Raw genomic sequence first — 15915 nt, forward strand, 5'->3', positions numbered from 1 at the left:
GCAACGGACTCGTGCCGGGGCGAGCCCGGGAGGAGGCGGTGATGCGCATGGACAAAATGTCTCACCCCATGCTTGAATCCTTCCCCCCTGCCTGCCTTCTCCCCGATCCTCGCCATGAACGCCGATTCCCTCGCTCCTGCCGCCGCGCCGCCTCTGCTCCCCCCGGCGGCGCCCTGGTCCGGCTTTTCCGTCCTGGTGGTCGATGACGAGGCCGGCATGCGCGCCTTTCTCGAGCGGGCGCTGACCGCCCGGGGCTGCAATTTCGCCGCCGCCGGCAGCGCCGAGGAGGGGGCCGAGCTGATTGCCCGGCAGCACTACGACGTGCTGGTGCTGGACATCTCCCTGCCGGGCAAGACCGGCATCGACTGGTTGAAGGAGCTGAAAGCCCCGGGCAACCCCCAGTTCGCCGGCGACGTGATCCTGATCACCGCTTTCGCCGACATGGAAACCGCCATCAACGCCCTGCGCGCCGGGGCGGCGGATTTCATCCTCAAACCCTTCCGCCTCGACCAGATGGTCAATGCCCTGCGCCGCTGCTTCGAGCGCACCAAGCTGACCCGGGAAAATTTCGTGTTGCGCCGCGAACTGCGCGAGCGGGCCGACGTTTCCGGCGAACTCGACGGCATGGTCGGTGATTCCGCCGTGGTGCGGGAGTTGAAAGCCCTCATCCACCGGGTCGCGCCCCTGCCGTCCACCGTGCTGATCCAGGGCGAATCCGGGGTAGGCAAGGAAGTAGCGGCTCGGGCCCTGCACAATCTGTCGCCCCGGGCGAGCGGCCCCTTCGTGCCGGTGAACTGCGGTGCCATCGCCGCCGAGCTGATCGAATCCGAATTGTTCGGCCACGTCCGGGGCGCCTTCACCGGGGCCAAGGAGAACCGCAACGGCCTGTTCTACTACGCCCACGGCGGCACCATCTTCCTCGACGAGATCGGCGAACTGTCGCCGGCGGCCCAGACCAAGCTGCTGCGCGTGCTCGAAGAACGCATGGTGCGGCCGGTGGGCTCGGAGCGGGAGCTGCCGGTGGATGTGCGGGTGATTGCCGCCACCAACCAGGACTTGTCCGCCGAGGTCAGTGCCGGGCGCTTCCGTCCCGACCTGTTCTACCGGCTCGAAGTGATGACCCTGAACATCGCGCCGCTGCGCAGCCGGGCGTCGGACATCGGCCTGCTGACCCGCCACTTCCTCGCCTACTACGCCCTGCAGTTGGGCCTGCCCCGGCTGGAGGTGAGCGCCGAGGTGGCGGCGGCCCTGGCGGCCTACCCCTGGCCGGGCAACGTGCGCGAGCTGAAGAACTTCGTGCAGCGCTCCCTCATCCTCGGCGCCTTTCCCCTGGAAACCCTGGGGGGCCACGGTACGCCGGCCGCTACCGCCGCCCGGGCCGGCGGCCCGGCGGCCAGCAGCGCACCGCTGGTGGGGGAGGGGGAATCCCTGACCCTGGAAGCGGTGGAAAAGCGCCATATCCTGGCCGTGCTCGCCCAGTGCGACGGCAACAAGTCCCAGGCCGCCCGGGTGCTGGAAGTGTCGCGCAAGACCCTGGAACGCAAGTGCGCCGCCTGGGGCGTGTGACCGTGCCGGGACGGTGCGGCCGCGCCACCGCCCGGGAGTCGGCATGGTGATCCGCACCCTGTGCGCCTGGTGCCGGCGCGGTCGCACCCTGTTCCGTCAGTCGGTACGGGCCAAGCTGATGTTCATGGTGATGGCCCCCCTGTTCCTCGGGGTGCCGACCCTGCTGGTGCTGGTGTGGATGTGGGGGGCCGAGACCTACCACCGCCTGCTCACCTTCAAGATCGGCTCGGACCTGGTGATCGCCCACGAGTACTTCGACCGGGTCAAGCAGGGCACCGGCAACGACCTGGCGGCCATCGCCCTGTCGTCCCGGCTGCAGACGGCCCTGCGCGGCGAGCGGGTGGCTGCCGGCCTGGTTCACGAGTCGCCCCTGGTCACCTACCTGGATGCGATCAAGCGCCAGTACGGCTTCGATTTCCTGTTCTTTCTCGACACCGACGGCTACGTGCGTACCGTGCCCCGGGATTCGTCGATCGCCGGCAGTCGGGCCCGCTGGCCGGTGGTCTCGGCGGCGGTGAGCGGCACGGCCCAGGTGGCCATCGATGTGATCGACGCCGCCGAGCTGGGGCGCATCGATCCGGCCCTCAAGGCCCGCGCCCATTTGCCCCTGGTCAACACCCCGGCGGCCGCCCCGGACAAGCGCCAGGAGGAAACCCGCGGTCTGGTGATCCACGCCGCGGTGCCGGTGTACGACGCCGACCACCATTTCGTCGGCGTGCTCGAAGGCGGCATGTTGCTCAACGGCAACCTGGGCATGGTGGACCGCATCAACGGCATCGTCTACCGCGAAGGCTCCCTGCCCATGGGCAGCCAGGGCACCGCCACCCTGTTCCTGGGCGACACCCGCATCGCCACCAACGTCCATCTCTTCGAAGGCCGCCGGGCCCTCGGTACCCGGGTCTCCAAGGCGGTGCGCGACAAGGTGCTGGGCCAGGGCGAAACCTGGCTGGACCGGGCCTTCGTGGTCAACGACTACTACGTGTCGGGCTACGAACCGCTCCACGACAGCTTCGGCGAACGGGTCGGGATGCTCTATGTGGGCTTCCTGGAAGCCCCGTTCCGCATCGCCAAATGGGTGGCGATGATCACCCTGTTCGTCTTCTTCGCCGTGATCTCCATCGCTGGGGCGGTGCTGTCGCTTAGTTGGGCCAAGGGCATCTTCGAGCCGATCGAGCGCATGAACCGCACCATCCAGAAGATCGAGGCCGGCGACGGGGCGGCCCGGGTCGGCCCGGTGGACAGCGAGGACGAGATCGGCCGCCTGGCCGGGGAGTTCGACCACCTGCTCGATTCCCTGTCGCACCAGCGCGACGCCCTGAAGCGCTTCGCCGACGACCTGGACCGCAAGGTGGCCGAGCGCACCCTGGCCCTGGAAGAGGCCAACGCCACCCTGCGCCAGGCCCAGGCCCAGCTGGTGATGTCGGAGAAGATGGTCGCCCTGGGCGAGCTGACCGCCGGGGTGGCCCACGAGATCAACAACCCGGTGGCGGTGATCCAGGGCAACCTGGACGTGCTGCACGAAATCCTCGGCCCTGGTGCCGAGCCGGTGCTGCAGGAAATCCACCTGATCGACGCCCAGGTGCGGCGCATCCAGCAGATCGTCACCCGTCTGCTGCACTTCGCCCGTCCCGCCGATTTCGCCGGCCAGGAGGAGGTGGTGGACCCTAACGCGGTGATCGCCGACTGCCTGGTGCTGACCCGGCACAACCTGCAAAAGCGCGCCATCGCCGTCGAGCAAAACTTCGCCACCCGGCGCCAGGTCACCTTCAACCGCAACGAACTGCAGCAGGTGATGGTGAACCTGATCGTCAACGCCGTGCAGGCCATGCCCGAGGGCGGCACCCTGCGGTTGTCCACCGCCGACTGGAACGACGCCGACGGCAGCGCCGCCGGCGTCACCCTGAGCGTGCGCGACAGCGGCGCCGGCATGGCCCCCGAGGTGCTGTCGCGCATCTTCGACCCCTTCTTCACCACCAAGAAGGCCGAGGGCACCGGCCTCGGCCTGTCCATCACCTACGCCATCCTGGAGCGCCACGGCGGCCGCATCACGGTCAACAGCGAACCCGGCCAAGGCAGCGAGTTCGTCGTCTGGCTGCCCTGCGGCCTGGCCTGCTACGACCCCCAGCGCCTGGCGGCCGGCCCCGTCGATGACGCCGAAACAAAATTGACCTCCCCGGAACGCTAGAGCTGGCGCGGTTCTCCACGGTGTATTCCTGGAGAACGAGCATTGGCGCGGCGTTCAGCGATGCCATGCCGAAAGTCCGCGTCCCTATTGGCTTTCCGGCGCATGCCTGTTTTTTGTGCGACGCGTCATGTGCTTGAGACACCAGGCTTTTTACGTTTTATCCACAGCCCTGTCCCCAGTTTCTGGGGAAAGTGGGCGCATTCGGGCCGGGGTGCCGGGCACTTTTTGCGCCGGCGCCTGTCCATCCCACGTCCCACCCGCGGGGATAGCCATTCCAACAACAGGAGAAACAACCATGACGATCAAGGTCGGCGACCGCCTGCCCGCAGGCACCCTCAACGAGTTCATTTCGGTGGAGACCGAAGGCTGCGCCCTGGGTCCCAATACCTTCAAGGTCGAGGACCTGGTCAAGGGCAAGAAGATCGTTGTCTTCGCCGTGCCCGGCGCCTTCACCCCCACCTGCTCCAACCAGCACCTGCCCGGTTACCTGGCCCACTACGATGCCTTCAAGGCCAAGGGCGTGGACGAGATCTGGTGCCTGGCCGCCAACGACGCCTTTGTCATGGGCGCCTGGGGCAAGGACCAGCAGGTGGGCAGCAAGGTGCGCATGATGGCCGACGGTAGCGCCGAATACGTGGGCAAGCTGGGCCTGCAATTGGACCTCACCGCCCGGGGCATGGGCCTGCGCGCCCAGCGCTTCGCCATGGTGGTGGAGGACGGCGTGGTCAAGGCCCTAGCCGTGGAAGCCCCGGGCAAGTTCGAGGTGAGCAGCGCCGAGGCGGTGCTGAAGAGCCTCTAAGCACGAGGCTGGCACTGCTGGCGTCCGATGGCCGTTGATGTCGGCGCTATGCCGGCCTGGTCCGCCGATCAGGTCGGGGTGCCAATACGAGTTTGGGGCCAATAAAAAAGCCCGCCACGCGTGTTGCGTGGCGGGCTTTTTTTATCGTGGGGCCGTCTGGCGTCGGAGCCGTCGTGGTGTCGGGACTACCCGGTGGGAGTCGGGGTGGGGCGCCGCTTACAGGCCGCCGAAGACCTTCTTCAGCAGGGCGCTGCCAGTACCCACCGGATCTTTGCGGATGGCCTTTTCCTGCTCGGCGATCATCAGGAACAGGCCGTCCAGGGCCTTGCGCGTCACGTAGTCGTCCAGGCTGGCGTCCTTGGCATCGACCAGGCCCAGGCCCGCAGCGCGGCCGGCCAGTGCGTCGTACTGGGGTTTGACCTGGAGCCGGTCGGTGGCTTTTTTGACGATGGGCAGGAATTTCTGCGTCAGTTCGCCGGAGGTGGTCTGGCGGAAGTAGTCGGTGGCGGCGTGGTCGCCGCCGGTCAAGACGCCCTGGGCATCCTGCACCGACATGCCCTTGACCGCCTTGAGCAGTACCGGCTTGGCTTCGACCACTGCCTGTTCGGCGGCGTGGTTCATGGCGTCCACCACCTCGTCGGCCTGCTTGCCCATACCGGCCATGCGCAGCATGCCCTCGGCCTGGGCCAGGGCGCCGGGCAGGGGAATCTTCACCCGAGAGTCGCCGAGAAAGCCGTTGGTCTTGCCCAACTGGCCGACCGCCACCTCGGCGCCGCGGGAGAGGGCTTCCTTCAAGCCGGCCACCGCGTCGCTATTGCTCACGGCGTTGGCCAGGGGCGCGGCCAGGGCGAGCACCAGGCCAAGGACGGCGGGGGAAAGGAACGAGCGGGGCAGGCGGATCATGGCCGAATCTCCGAAAGGGGGTGTGCCATGGTGGCAAGAAAGGCCCGGAGCGGCAATGCCGGAGTAAGCGGCCTTGCTGCCGCCGGGGTGCGGCCCCAGGCTCAGGCGGCGGGCGGCGCGTTGCCGGGGCGGTGCAGCAGGATGGCGTTCATGCGCGGTGCATCGGGCACCAGGTCGGCCAGGGTGTAGTCGTCGAAGGTGGCGTAGAGGGCGGCAAAGGCTTTTTCCACCACGCTGCTCAGGCGGCAGACCGGGGCGATGCGGCAGCTGCAGGGCTCGTCCGCCAGGCACTCCACCAGGGGGGCGCTGCCCTCGCTGGCGCGCACGATCTCCCCCAGGCGGATGTCGCCGGGCTCCCGGGCCAGGCGGATGCCGCCGCCCTTGCCGCGCACCGATTCGATCACCCCGCTGCGGGCGAGCTGGTGCACCACCTTCATCAGGTGGTTCTCGGAAATGCCGTAGGCCGCGGCGATCTCGGGAATGGTGACGAGCCGGCTGCGCTCCATGGCGAGGAACATCAGCACCCGCATGGTGTAGTCGGAAAAGGCGGTGAGCTTCATGGCCGGCGGCCCTTATTAAGATGTAAAAAAAATATTGCTTTTAAAAACGACGGGGCTTACGATAAAGCTGTATTTATTTTACAGCTTTAAACCGACCTGACCAGCGCCGTTGCCGTACCAGCCGGAAACCGCGTTCATCCTTCAAGGAGCCTCGCCATGAGCACTACCGTCATCGACAAGACCACCATCGACGTGCGCGAGATCGCACCACGCCTGCGCCATCCGCTGATCTTCGACACCTTCGACGCCCTGGCGACGGGAGAAGCCCTGTTGCTGGTCAATGACCACGATCCCAAGCCGCTCTTCTACCAGTTCCAGGCCGAATCCCCGGGCGAGTTCACCTGGGAGTACCTGGAAAGCGGCCCGGACGTCTGGCGGGTGCGCATCGGCAAAGCCCAGGCCGGTACCGCTCCGGCACGGGCGTGCGGGCACTGACCGCCGCCCGCGCTGACGAAGCCGGGCGGACCGGATGGTTCAACGCGACCGCCTGAACTTCACCGCCGTAGCCGCTGTCACGACCCAACACAAGGAGGCTGCCATGGACTACGACCCTGAACCGGACCCTCGCGGCTGTGCCGTGCCTTCCGCTGCAGCGGGGGCGCAGGCATCGGGAGGCAGCGTCGATCGCAACGATGGCGAGCAGGAAAAATGGACTTACGAGCGGGTGCTCTCGCTGCGTTCCTGGACGCCGCGCCAGCTGTCGTTCCGCACCACCCGCAGCCCGAGCTTCCGCTTCACCCCGGGCCACTACGCCCGCCTAGGGCTGACGGGGCCGGACGGCAACGTGGTATGGCGCCCCTACTCGGTGGTATCGGCCGCCTACGACGAGTACCTGGAGTTCCTGGCCATTCTCGTGCCCGAGGGAGCCTTCTCGACCGGGCTGGAGAAGCTGCGGGTCGGCGATGCCCTGCAGGTGGATAAGGCCAGCTACGGCTTTCTCACCGTCGATCACCTGGCCCCGGGGCGCGATCTGTGGCTGATCGCCAGTGGCACCGGCCTCGGGCCGTTTCTCTCGATCCTGCGCGACCCGGCGGTGTGGCAGCGCTTTGAACGCCTGGTCGTGGTGCACAGCGTGCGCCAGGCCGCCGAACTGGCCTACCGGGACGAGATCGCCGCCCTGCCGCAGCATCCGTTACTCGCCGAGGGCCGGGCCGAGCTCGTTTATCTGCCGGTGGTCACCCGGGAACCGGGCGCCACGGTGCTGACGGCGCGCATTCCCCAACTGGCCAGCGATGGCCGGTTGGAAGCGGCGGCCGGCGTGCCCCTCGATGTGGCCACGGCCCGGGTGATGGTCTGCGGCAATCCGGAGATGGCTCAGGCCATGCGCCAGTTGCTGCGCGAACGGGGATTCGCCACCGGCCGCCGCGGCATCCTCGGCCAGATGGCCTTCGAAAACTACTGGTAGCCCGGCCGCTACCCCCCCTTCTCATAGGATTTCGATTATGACAGCCCGCCTTTCCCTCGATAAAGACAAGGTCAAATTCGTGCTGCTCGAAGGCATTCACGCTTCGGCGGTGGAGGCCCTCCATCACGACGGCTATGGCCAGGTGGTCAGCCACGGCAAGGCCCTCACCGACGCCGACCTGGTTGAGGCCATTGCCGACGCCCATTTCGTCGGCATCCGTTCGCGCACCCAGCTTACCGCCGAGGTGTTGGCCCAGGCGCCCAAGCTGGTGGGTATCGGCTGCTTCTGCATCGGTACCAACCAGGTGGATCTGCTTGCCGCGGCCCGCCAGGGGGTGCCGGTGTTCAACGCCCCGTTTTCCAACACCCGCAGCGTCGCCGAGCTGGTGCTGGGCGAGATCATCATGCTGATGCGCGGCATCCCGGAAAAGAACGCCATCCTGCACCGGGGGGGCTGGGTCAAGAGCGCTGCCAACTCCTACGAGGTGCGCGGCAAGACCCTGGGCATCGTCGGCTACGGCCATATCGGTACCCAGATCGGCGTACTGGCCGAGCAACTGGGCATGTCGGTGCTGTTCTACGACATCGAGACCAAGCTGGCCCTGGGCAACGCCCGGCCGACGATCAGTCTGGAGGAGCTGCTGGCCAGCGCCGACGTGGTCAGCCTGCATGTGCCGGAGACCCCGGCGACGCAGAACATGATCGGTGTCGACCAGCTGGCGCGCATGAAGCCGGGCGCGACCCTGATCAACGCTTCCCGCGGTACCGTGGTGGATATCGATGCCCTGGTGGCGGCCTTGGAGTCCGGACATCTGCACGGCGCGGCCATCGACGTTTTCCCCGAGGAGCCGAAGGGCAACGACGCCACCTTCGTCTCGCCCCTGATCCACTTCGAGAACGTGCTGCTGACGCCCCATATCGGCGGTTCGACCTCGGAAGCCCAGGCCAGCATCGGCCGGGAAGTGGCGGCCAAGCTGATCCGCTACAGCAACAACGGCTCCACCGCCTCGGCGGTCAATTTCCCCGAGGTTTCCCTGCCCGAGCACACCGGCAAGTGCCGCCTGCTGCACATCCATCGCAATGTCCCCGGGGTGCTGGCCCGGATCAACGAACGCTTCTCCCGGGTCGGCATCAACATCGCCGCCCAGTTCCTGCAGACCACCGCCGAAGTCGGCTACGTGGTCATCGACGTGGATGCCACCGCCAGCCAGATCGCCCTGGACGAGCTCAACGCCATCGACGGCACCATCCGCTGCCGGCTGCTCTACTGACATGAAGCGCCATCCAGCCTTGTTGATCCTGTCGCGGGAGCACCACGCCGCCCTGTCCCTTGCCCTCGCCGCCAAGCGGGCGGTCCAGGTGGGGGAGGGGGAGGTCCGGGCCGTGGCCCGGCGCGCCCTGGCGTGCTATCGGGACGAGTTGCTGCCCCATTTCGCCGTCGAGGAGGAAACCCTGCTGCCCCTCCTGGAGCAAGCCGGGGAGGTTCAGCTGGTGCGGCGAACCCTGGACGAGCATCGCCAGCTTCACGAACTGGCGGCGACCTTGGCTTCGCCCGTGGTGGATGGGGAAGTGCTGCGCCGCTTCGGCGAATTGTTGGCCGACCACGTGCGCTTCGAGGAGCGTGAACTGTTCGACGCGGCCCAGGCGCGCGGCGTGGCCGATGGACTGCCCGCTGTGGAATCACGTTCAGCTGCGGCTTCGTCCTGCCGGCTGGCCTGACGGGGGGGCGGCGGCCTTACGCTTTGCCTGTCAGCCCCTTGGCGGGGGTGGCCAAGCCCCGTTCGTACCAATCTCGGCTGGCATTGACCGTCCGCACCACCAGCAGCATCGCCGGCACCTCGATCAGCACTCCCACCACCGTGGCCAGGGCGGCGCCCGAATCAAAGCCGAACAGGCTGATGGCGGTGGCCACTGCCAGCTCGAAGAAGTTGCTCGCCCCGATCAGGCACGACGGGCACGCCACGGCGTGGCTTTCGCCGACCCGACGGTTGAGCCAGTAGGCCAGTCCGGCGTTGACGGCCACCTGGATGACGATGGGCACGGCGAGCAGGGCGATCACCAGGGGCTGGGCCAGGATTGCCTGGCCCTGGAAGGCGAACAACAGCACCAGAGTGGCAAGCAGGGCGGCGATGGAGGCCGGCTGCAATCGGGCCAGGGCCCCATCGAGCCGGCTGGCACCGCTGGCCAGCAGGTGGCGCCGCGCCAGTTGGGCGAGGATCACCGGGATGACGATGTACAGCCCCACCGATACCGCCAGAGTGTCCCAGGGCACGGTGATCGCCGACAGGCCGAGCAGCAGCCCCACCAGGGGCGCGAAGGCCACTACCATGATCAGATCGTTGAGGGCCACCTGGCTCAGGGTGAAGTAGGGGTCGCCGTGGGATAGCCGGCTCCACACGAACACCATGGCGGTGCATGGCGCCCCCGCCAGCAGGATCAGGCCGGCCACGTAGCTATCGAGTTGGTCCGCCGGCAGCCAGGAGGAAAACAGCTGGCGCACGAACAGCCAGCCGAGGAAAGCCATGGAAAAGGGTTTGACCAGCCAGTTCACCGCCAGGGTGACGGCGATGCCCCGGCCGTGGGCCTTTACCTGGCCCAGGGCGGAAAAATCGATGCGCATCAGCATCGGTACGATCATCACCCAGATCAGCAGCCCCACCGGCAGGTTGACCCGGGCGATTTCCCAGCCGCTCACGGTCTGGGCGACTCCCGGTGCCAACTGTCCAAGGCCGATGCCGGTAACGATGCACAGGCCTACCCACAGGCTCAGGTAGCGCTCGAAGACGCTCATGGAGGCGGTCAGCGATGGTTGGGTAGATGGCTTCATGCGGCGATCTCCGTGCCGATGCGGTTCAACTGTCGGGCCAGTTCGGCGCGATTTCCCACGGTGAAGCTGCCGGCGGGCAAGGACAGCAGGGCATCGATGCGTTGGCTCAGGGTCGTCCAGGTGGCGGCGAAGGCGGCACGGCGGGTGGCGTCGTCACCGGCGACGGCGGCCGGATCGGGCTGCCCCCAGTGGGCCCGTGCCGGTGCTCCGGGCCAGATTGGGCAGGCTTCGTCGGCGGCATTGGCGCAGACCGTGATCACCAGGTCGATGGCCGGTGCGTCGGGACGATCGGCGGCGAATTCATCCCAGGACTTGCTGCGCAGACCGCCCGTTGCCATCGCCCGATCGGCCAGAAAGGCCAGGGCATCCGGATTGACCCGGCCGGTCGGCCGACTACCGGCGCTGTAGGCGTGGAAGGTGACGCCGTCGGATCGGCCCGGCGCCGCTCCTCGACTGGCGAGCAGCACCTCGGCCAGGATCGAGCGGGCCGAGTTGCCGGTGCACAGGAACAGTACGTTGAATGGCGAGGGCCGGAGGCTGGAACAGGAACTGAGGGGCGGGTTACCTACCTCGCAGGACGATGCGCCGCCCGGGGTTCCGGCGCAGCATTCGGCCGTGAGAAACGCCACCAGTCCGCCAATCTCGGCGAGGCAGGGCCGGTAGCGGACGTAACGCCCCTCCGGGAGGGCGGCCACCAACCCGGCTTCGGCCAGGGTGCGCAAATGAAACGACAGGGTGTTGGGCGCCACCGCCAGGGCGCTGGCCACTTCGCCGGCAGTCAGCCCCTCCGGCGCGTGGCGGATGAGCAGGCGGTACAGGTCGAGGCGGGTGCCTTGGGCGAGGGCGGCCAGGGCACGGGTAGCGGTTGTTGTGTCCATGCTTCGATATTTCAACAAGTGTCGAAATATTCTTGGGCAAAATCCCCTCTTTGACAACCGGCAGCCGTTCGCACCACGCCGTGTTAGCGCAGCCCGGACAGATGGCGGGTGTGCTCCGAGACGGCGGTCTGGGCCGGGCGCTGTCCCTGGCGGATTTCGTCGGCCTGTTCTTCGAGCCGGGCAGTGAGGAAGTCGAGGAACACCCGTACCCGGGCCGGCATGCGCCGCGAGGGCAACAGGGCATAGGCCGGCATCGGCGGCATGTTCCAGTCCGCCAGTACCGGCACCAGTTGGCCGCTGAGCAGGTCGTCCTGAACCAGGGGCAGGGGCAGCACGGCGATGCCCAGGCCCTCCAGGCATAAGCGGCGCACCATGCTGATGTTGTTCATGGTGCAGCGCCCGCCGATGCCTACGGTCGTCCGTTCCCCCTCCCGGCACAGGCTCCAGGTGGTCTCCGGGCGGACCAGGGTGATGCGCAGGCACTCGTGCAGCGCCAGTTCAGCCGGGTGGGCCGGGGTGCCGCGCTCGGCCAGGTAGGCCGGGCTGGCGTAGAGGGCGCGGCCAACGGCGGCGAGCTGACGCACCACCAGGTTGGCATCCGAAGGCAGGCCCATGCGGATCGCCACGTCGAAGTGCTCTTCCATGCCGTCGGTACGCCGCGGCGACAGGTCCAGGTCGAAGGTGATGTCCGGGTAGCGCTGGGCGAAGGCGGCGATATAGGGCGCCATCCACAACACGCCGAACTCCACCGGCATCGACACGCGCAGTTGGCCCCGGGGCGAGTCGCGCAGATCCTGGAGCTGGGCGTGGGCGGCCTGGGCCTCGTCCACCAGGCGGCTGGCCCGCTCGAAGTAGTCGCTGCCGGCCAAGGTCAGGTCGATGCGCCGGGTGGTACGGGTCAGGAGCTGGACCCCGACCTCCCGTTCCAGGGCGGTGATGCGCCGCGACAGCGTGGACTTGGGCAGGCGCAGGGCGGCGGCCGCCGCGGTAAAGCTCTTCTGCCGTGCCACCTCGACGAACAGGGCCATGTCACGCAGCAGGTCGGTGTTGGGCGAGGGCAAAAACGCCGGTGGAATGGGGGAGGTGGGGGAGGGCATTGTTGCTCCAATGAAACAATGTGTCCCATATTGGTGGCTTTATCGGCCCTAGTAAAGGGGGGATCATGGCCCCTCGTTTTTACTCGAGGGCCGCCATGATCACCTTGCGCCCAGCCCAGGAAAGGGGCCATGCCAACCACGGCTGGCTCGATTCCTGGCACAGCTTTTCCTTCGCCGACTACTTCGACCCGGCCCACATGGGCTGGGGGCCGCTGCGCGTCATCAACGACGACACCGTGGCGCCTGACCAGGGGTTTTCCACCCACGGCCACCGGGACATGGAGATCATCAGCTACGTCCTCGATGGTGCCCTGGAACACCGGGACAGCCTGGGCACCGGCTCGGTGATCCGTCCTGGCGAGGTGCAGCGCATGAGCGCCGGCCGGGGCATCTTGCACAGCGAGTACAACCCTTCTTCAGTAGAACCGGTGCATTTCCTGCAGATCTGGATCGAGCCGGCGGTGCGCGGCATCGCCCCCGATTACGAGCAAGTGGCCCTGGCCCCGCCGGGCGAGGGCGGCGGGCTACAACTGGTGGCCTCGCCCCAGGGCGGCAACGGGACGGTGCGCCTGCACCAGGACGTGCGCCTCTACGCCGCCCACCTGGGGGGCGGCCAGTCAGACTCCCTGAGCCTGCTGCCGGGGCGGCTGGCCTACGTCCATGTCGCCCGGGGTTCCCTGGTCCTGAATGGCCTGGCCCTGGGGGATGGCGATGGGGCTCGCATTGGTGATGAATCCCTCCTGGAACTGAGCGCCACCGGGACGGGGGCCGAGGTACTGGTGTTCGACCTGCCGCCGGGCGACTGATCCGCCAACAACGGCCGTCCGGTCTTTGCCGGCACGGCCCTCTTTGATTCTTCCGGAGTTCTCGACGCCATGAATCGTCATTCCTCTCCGTTCCCGCCGCGCCTCCTGGCGGCGGCCGTGGCCCTGGCCGGGGCGGCCAGCCTCACCGGGTGCGCCGTAGTTGCCCCGGGACCGGTGCCATTGGCCTATGCGCCGGAGGCCCTGGAACAGGCCGCTGCCCAGCCGGCGCGGCCCTGGCCCCAGGCCGGCTGGTGGCACGGCTACGGCGATCCCCAGTTGGACCGCTTGATCGACACCGCTCTAGCCGGCAACCCCAGCCTGGAGGCGGCCCGTGCTCGGGTCGAACAGGCCCGCCGCCAGGCCGATGTCCTGGCCGGGCGCGACAGCCTGCAGGTGGGGGCCCAGGCCTCCACCGACCGGATCAAATATTCCGAGACCTACATCATCCCGCCGGCAGTGGCCAAGAACCTGCAGACCGACAGCCTGCTCGCCCTTAGCCTGTCCTGGGACCTGGACCTGTGGGGGCGCAATCGGGAGGCCGTGGCCGCCCGGCTCGGCCTGGCCCGGGCTGCCGAGGCGGATGCCCACCTGGCGGCCCTGGCGTTGTCGTCCCGGGTCGCGGCGGTCTACTTCGACCTGCTCGCCGCCTGGCAGGAGCAGGGCCTGGTCGAGTCTCGCCAGGGGCTGGTGGCCGATCTTTCCGCCGCCGCCGGCCGCCGTGTCGCCGCCGGCCTGTCGCCGGCCACCGAGCGCCTGCTGCGCGAAACCAGCCAGGAGCAGGATGCCGCCCGCCGCGCCGCCCTGGCCGCGCGCATCCAGACCGATCTGGCGGTGCTCGCCGAGCTGAGCGCCAGCGGCCGCCCAGCCGCAGCGGATGCGCCGACGTTGCGCCTGCAACCCCGCCCCCTGCCGGTGGCCGACCGGGCCGGGCTGCCCGCCGACCTGTCGGCGGAACTGCTGTTGCGCCGCCCCGACCTGGCGGCCCTGGAGGCGCGCTGGCAGGCGGCCGTTCATGCCAAGGCCTCGGCCCGGGCCGACCGGCTGCCCCAGTTGTCCCTGTCGGCCCTGCTCGGTTTCCAGACCCTGACCTTCGACAAGCTGCTCAATGGCGCCAGCGGCACCTATTCCCTGGGGCCGGCCTTGTCCCTGCCGATTCTCGACGGCGGCGCCCGAGCGGCCACGGTGGCCCTGCGCGACGCGGAAATCGACGAGGCCCTGGCGACCCTCCGTCAGGGCGCTGCCGCCGCCCTGCGCGAAGCGGTCAGTGCTGCCGCCAGCGTTGCCAGCGAGAGCCAGCAATCCCTTGCCCTGGCCGGCGCCGCGGCCCGCCAAGCTGAGGTGGCCCAGCGCACCGAGCGGCGTGTCGCCGCCGGCCTCGATCCGGCGCCGGCCGCCTGGGACGCCCGCTACCGGGCGCTCCAGGCCGAGCAGGAGCGCCTCGCCGCCGACACCCGGCGCCTTGCCGCCGATGTGGCCCTGGTGCGCGCCCTGGGGGGCGGTTACCGGCAGTCGGCCGAGGCCGCGCCAGTGTCGCCTGCCACCGCCACCACCAACGCTCCGGCAGGCGCATCCTCCTTTTCCAGCCCCGCGGGTAGCCTGATCCGCCCGGTGGGCCTTGCCTCCCCCAAGGAAACAAACCATGGCTGAACAAAACAATAATTCCTCCAACGGCGCGTCCTCGTCCCGTAACGGCGGCGCCACCAGCCCGGCCCGCAAGCGCGGCCTGCGTCTGGTGGCGGGGCTCTTCCTAATTGGTGTGGCGGCCTTTGTCGTGTGGTACCTGACCGTCAGCCGTTACCGGGAAAGCACCGACAACGCCTACGTGGCTGCCGATTCGGTGACCGTGGCGTCGCGCATTGCCGGCACGGTCCAGGCCGTGGCCGTGGGCGAGACCGACGGGGTGCAGCCCGGCCAGTGGCTGGTCCGCATCGACGACCGGGACGCCCGGGTGGCCCTGGCCCGGGCCCGGGCCGAACTCCTGGAAACGGTGCGTGACCTGGCCCAGTTGCGGGAACGGGAAAAGAGCCTGGGCGCCCAACTGGCGGCGCGCAACCTGGAGCTGGCCGAGTCCCGCGACAACCTGGCCCGGCGCGAGCCCCTGGCCGCCGACCGCACGGTGTCCGCCGAGGAACTGGCCCACGCCAAGTCGGCGGTACAACTGGCCGAAGCCCGCGCCCAATCCGCCGAACGCGAGCGTGCTGCGGTGAGCGCCGCCCTGGGCGAGGGCTCCCTGTCGGCCCACCCCCGGGTGGATGCGGCGGTGGCCCGCTACACCCAGGCAGCCCTGAATGCCTCCTACACCACCATCGCCGCTCCGCTGGCCGGGGTGGTGGCCAAGAAGGCGGTGCAGCCTGGCCAGGTGGTGGCTCCCAACCAGCCCCTGCTGACCCTGACCCCCCTGGGGGGCGCCTGGGTCGAGGCCAACTTCAAGGAAAGCCAGCTGAAGAATGTGCGCATCGGCCAGCCGGTGACCCTGGAAGCGGACGTCTACGGCAGCAGCGTCGAGTATGAAGGCACCGTGGTCGGTATCGGCGCCGGGACTGGCGCGGCCTTTGCCCTGCTGCCGGCGCAGAACGCCACCGGCAACTGGATCAAGGTGACCCAGCGAGTGCCGGTGCGTATCGCTCTCAAGCCCGATACCGTGGCCAAGTACCCGCTGCGGGTGGGGCTGTCGATGGACGTGACGGTCAACACCAAGGATCGTAGCGGCGCTCTGCTGCCCACCGCCAGCCCGGCCCAGGCGCCCCAGGCCGCGGCCAACGACGAGGCGGTGCTGAAGTCGGCCGAGGACGAGGCCCGGGGGTGGGTGCGTACGGCGCTGGGCGAATCCGCCGAGCGCGGTGAGCGCAACGTGTCGAGTGCCGCGCCAGCCGCGAAGGCGAAAGGCTGA

General features: G+C 68.6%; 15 protein-coding genes. 10 read left to right on the forward strand and 5 right to left on the reverse strand.

Annotated elements, in window-relative coordinates:
• The first annotated feature begins 114 nt into the window (after window positions 1-114).
• The 3 genes from OTERR_RS05010 to OTERR_RS05020 all read left to right on the forward strand — a co-directional run bounded on the left by OTERR_RS05010 (window position 115) and on the right by OTERR_RS05020 (window position 4550).
• Window positions 115-1566 carry a sigma-54-dependent transcriptional regulator gene (locus OTERR_RS05010; protein WP_054622016.1) on the forward strand — a complete coding sequence of 484 codons (1452 nt, stop codon included), beginning with the start codon at window positions 115-117 and terminating at the stop codon, window positions 1564-1566.
• A 43-nt stretch (window positions 1567-1609) separates the two neighbouring features.
• The gene (locus tag OTERR_RS05015) at window positions 1610-3751 is read left to right on the forward strand and encodes a sensor histidine kinase (protein ID WP_149425047.1); all 2142 of its coding nucleotides are present in this window, start codon (window positions 1610-1612) and stop codon (window positions 3749-3751) included.
• 295 nt (window positions 3752-4046) lie between these two features.
• Window positions 4047-4550 (forward strand): peroxiredoxin, encoded by a 504-nt coding sequence (locus OTERR_RS05020; protein ID WP_054622015.1) that lies wholly within the window; start codon window positions 4047-4049, stop codon window positions 4548-4550.
• Between the two features lie 216 nt (window positions 4551-4766).
• Here OTERR_RS05020 and OTERR_RS05025 read toward each other — a convergent pair whose 3' ends face one another.
• Window positions 4767-5453 (reverse strand): DUF4197 domain-containing protein, encoded by a 687-nt coding sequence (locus OTERR_RS05025; RefSeq protein WP_149425048.1) that lies wholly within the window; start codon window positions 5451-5453, stop codon window positions 4767-4769.
• Window positions 5454-5554: 101 nt separating this feature from the next.
• Complete coding sequence (locus tag OTERR_RS05030) at window positions 5555-6013, reverse strand: RrF2 family transcriptional regulator (RefSeq protein ID WP_149425049.1); 459 nt, start codon at window positions 6011-6013, stop codon at window positions 5555-5557.
• 156 nt (window positions 6014-6169) lie between these two features.
• Here OTERR_RS05030 and OTERR_RS05035 point away from each other — a divergent pair, with 156 nt between their 5' ends.
• The 4 genes from OTERR_RS05035 to OTERR_RS05050 are packed head-to-tail and all read left to right on the forward strand — an operon-like array spanning window position 6170 to window position 9136.
• A complete protein-coding gene (locus OTERR_RS05035) occupies window positions 6170-6448 on the forward strand; it encodes a DUF2249 domain-containing protein (protein WP_054622320.1) in 279 nt (92 codons plus the stop codon).
• Between the two features lie 34 nt (window positions 6449-6482).
• Window positions 6483-7418: a ferredoxin--NADP reductase gene (locus tag OTERR_RS05040; RefSeq protein ID WP_246154338.1), complete on the forward strand. Its 936-nt coding sequence runs from the start codon at window positions 6483-6485 to the stop codon at window positions 7416-7418.
• Between the two features lie 37 nt (window positions 7419-7455).
• Window positions 7456-8688, forward strand: coding sequence for a phosphoglycerate dehydrogenase (serA, locus tag OTERR_RS05045; protein ID WP_054622321.1), 1233 nt, complete (start codon window positions 7456-7458; stop codon window positions 8686-8688).
• 1 nt (window position 8689) lies between these two features.
• Window positions 8690-9136 (forward strand): hemerythrin domain-containing protein, encoded by a 447-nt coding sequence (locus OTERR_RS05050; RefSeq protein WP_082397296.1) that lies wholly within the window; start codon window positions 8690-8692, stop codon window positions 9134-9136.
• Between the two features lie 16 nt (window positions 9137-9152).
• Here OTERR_RS05050 and arsB read toward each other — a convergent pair whose 3' ends face one another.
• The 3 genes from arsB to OTERR_RS05065 form a co-directional block, all read right to left on the reverse strand.
• On the reverse strand, window positions 9153-10244 hold the full coding sequence (arsB, locus tag OTERR_RS05055; protein ID WP_149425050.1) for an ACR3 family arsenite efflux transporter: 1092 nt from the start codon (window positions 10242-10244) through the stop codon (window positions 9153-9155).
• A complete protein-coding gene (locus OTERR_RS16700) occupies window positions 10241-11122 on the reverse strand; it encodes a helix-turn-helix domain-containing protein (protein ID WP_054622323.1) in 882 nt (293 codons plus the stop codon). The genes arsB and OTERR_RS16700 overlap by 4 nt, the downstream gene beginning before the upstream one ends.
• Window positions 11123-11205: 83 nt before the next feature.
• Entirely contained in the window at window positions 11206-12219 is a 1014-nt protein-coding gene (locus OTERR_RS05065; RefSeq protein WP_082397298.1) for a LysR family transcriptional regulator, read from the reverse strand.
• Window positions 12220-12314: 95 nt separating this feature from the next.
• Here OTERR_RS05065 and OTERR_RS05070 point away from each other — a divergent pair, with 95 nt between their 5' ends.
• From OTERR_RS05070 to OTERR_RS05080, 3 genes are all read left to right on the forward strand, one after another.
• On the forward strand, window positions 12315-13025 hold the full coding sequence (locus tag OTERR_RS05070; protein WP_149425051.1) for a pirin family protein: 711 nt from the start codon (window positions 12315-12317) through the stop codon (window positions 13023-13025).
• 69 nt (window positions 13026-13094) lie between these two features.
• Window positions 13095-14672, forward strand: coding sequence for an efflux transporter outer membrane subunit (locus OTERR_RS05075; protein WP_149425052.1), 1578 nt, complete (start codon window positions 13095-13097; stop codon window positions 14670-14672).
• On the forward strand, window positions 14665-15915 hold the full coding sequence (locus OTERR_RS05080) for an HlyD/EmrA/EmrK family protein (protein ID WP_149425053.1): 1251 nt from the start codon (window positions 14665-14667) through the stop codon (window positions 15913-15915). Before OTERR_RS05075 ends, OTERR_RS05080 begins: the two co-directional genes overlap by 8 nt.

The organism is Oryzomicrobium terrae (assembly GCF_008274805.1).
Lineage (GTDB): Bacteria > Pseudomonadota > Gammaproteobacteria > Burkholderiales > Rhodocyclaceae > Oryzomicrobium > Oryzomicrobium terrae.

Bases quoted from the DNA above. Each gene is read 5' to 3' on its own strand.
- OTERR_RS05025 (WP_149425048.1), bottom strand. From the start codon at position 5,453: ATGATCCGCCTGCCCCGCTCGTTCCTTTCCCCCGCCGTCCTTGGCCTG.
- OTERR_RS05075 (WP_149425052.1), top strand. From the start codon at position 13,095: ATGAATCGTCATTCCTCTCCGTTCCCGCCGCGCCTCCTGGCGGCGGCC.
- OTERR_RS05065 (WP_082397298.1), bottom strand. From the start codon at position 12,219: ATGCCCTCCCCCACCTCCCCCATTCCACCGGCGTTTTTGCCCTCGCCC.
- OTERR_RS05080 (WP_149425053.1), top strand. From the start codon at position 14,665: ATGGCTGAACAAAACAATAATTCCTCCAACGGCGCGTCCTCGTCCCGT.
- OTERR_RS05020 (WP_054622015.1), top strand. From the start codon at position 4,047: ATGACGATCAAGGTCGGCGACCGCCTGCCCGCAGGCACCCTCAACGAG.
- OTERR_RS05070 (WP_149425051.1), top strand. From the start codon at position 12,315: ATGATCACCTTGCGCCCAGCCCAGGAAAGGGGCCATGCCAACCACGGC.
- OTERR_RS05035 (WP_054622320.1), top strand. From the start codon at position 6,170: ATGAGCACTACCGTCATCGACAAGACCACCATCGACGTGCGCGAGATC.
- OTERR_RS16700 (WP_054622323.1), bottom strand. From the start codon at position 11,122: ATGGACACAACAACCGCTACCCGTGCCCTGGCCGCCCTCGCCCAAGGC.
- OTERR_RS05050 (WP_082397296.1), top strand. From the start codon at position 8,690: ATGAAGCGCCATCCAGCCTTGTTGATCCTGTCGCGGGAGCACCACGCC.
- OTERR_RS05040 (WP_246154338.1), top strand. From the start codon at position 6,483: ATGGTTCAACGCGACCGCCTGAACTTCACCGCCGTAGCCGCTGTCACG.
- arsB (WP_149425050.1), bottom strand. From the start codon at position 10,244: ATGAAGCCATCTACCCAACCATCGCTGACCGCCTCCATGAGCGTCTTC.
- OTERR_RS05030 (WP_149425049.1), bottom strand. From the start codon at position 6,013: ATGAAGCTCACCGCCTTTTCCGACTACACCATGCGGGTGCTGATGTTC.
- serA (WP_054622321.1), top strand. From the start codon at position 7,456: ATGACAGCCCGCCTTTCCCTCGATAAAGACAAGGTCAAATTCGTGCTG.
- OTERR_RS05010 (WP_054622016.1), top strand. From the start codon at position 115: ATGAACGCCGATTCCCTCGCTCCTGCCGCCGCGCCGCCTCTGCTCCCC.
- OTERR_RS05015 (WP_149425047.1), top strand. From the start codon at position 1,610: ATGGTGATCCGCACCCTGTGCGCCTGGTGCCGGCGCGGTCGCACCCTG.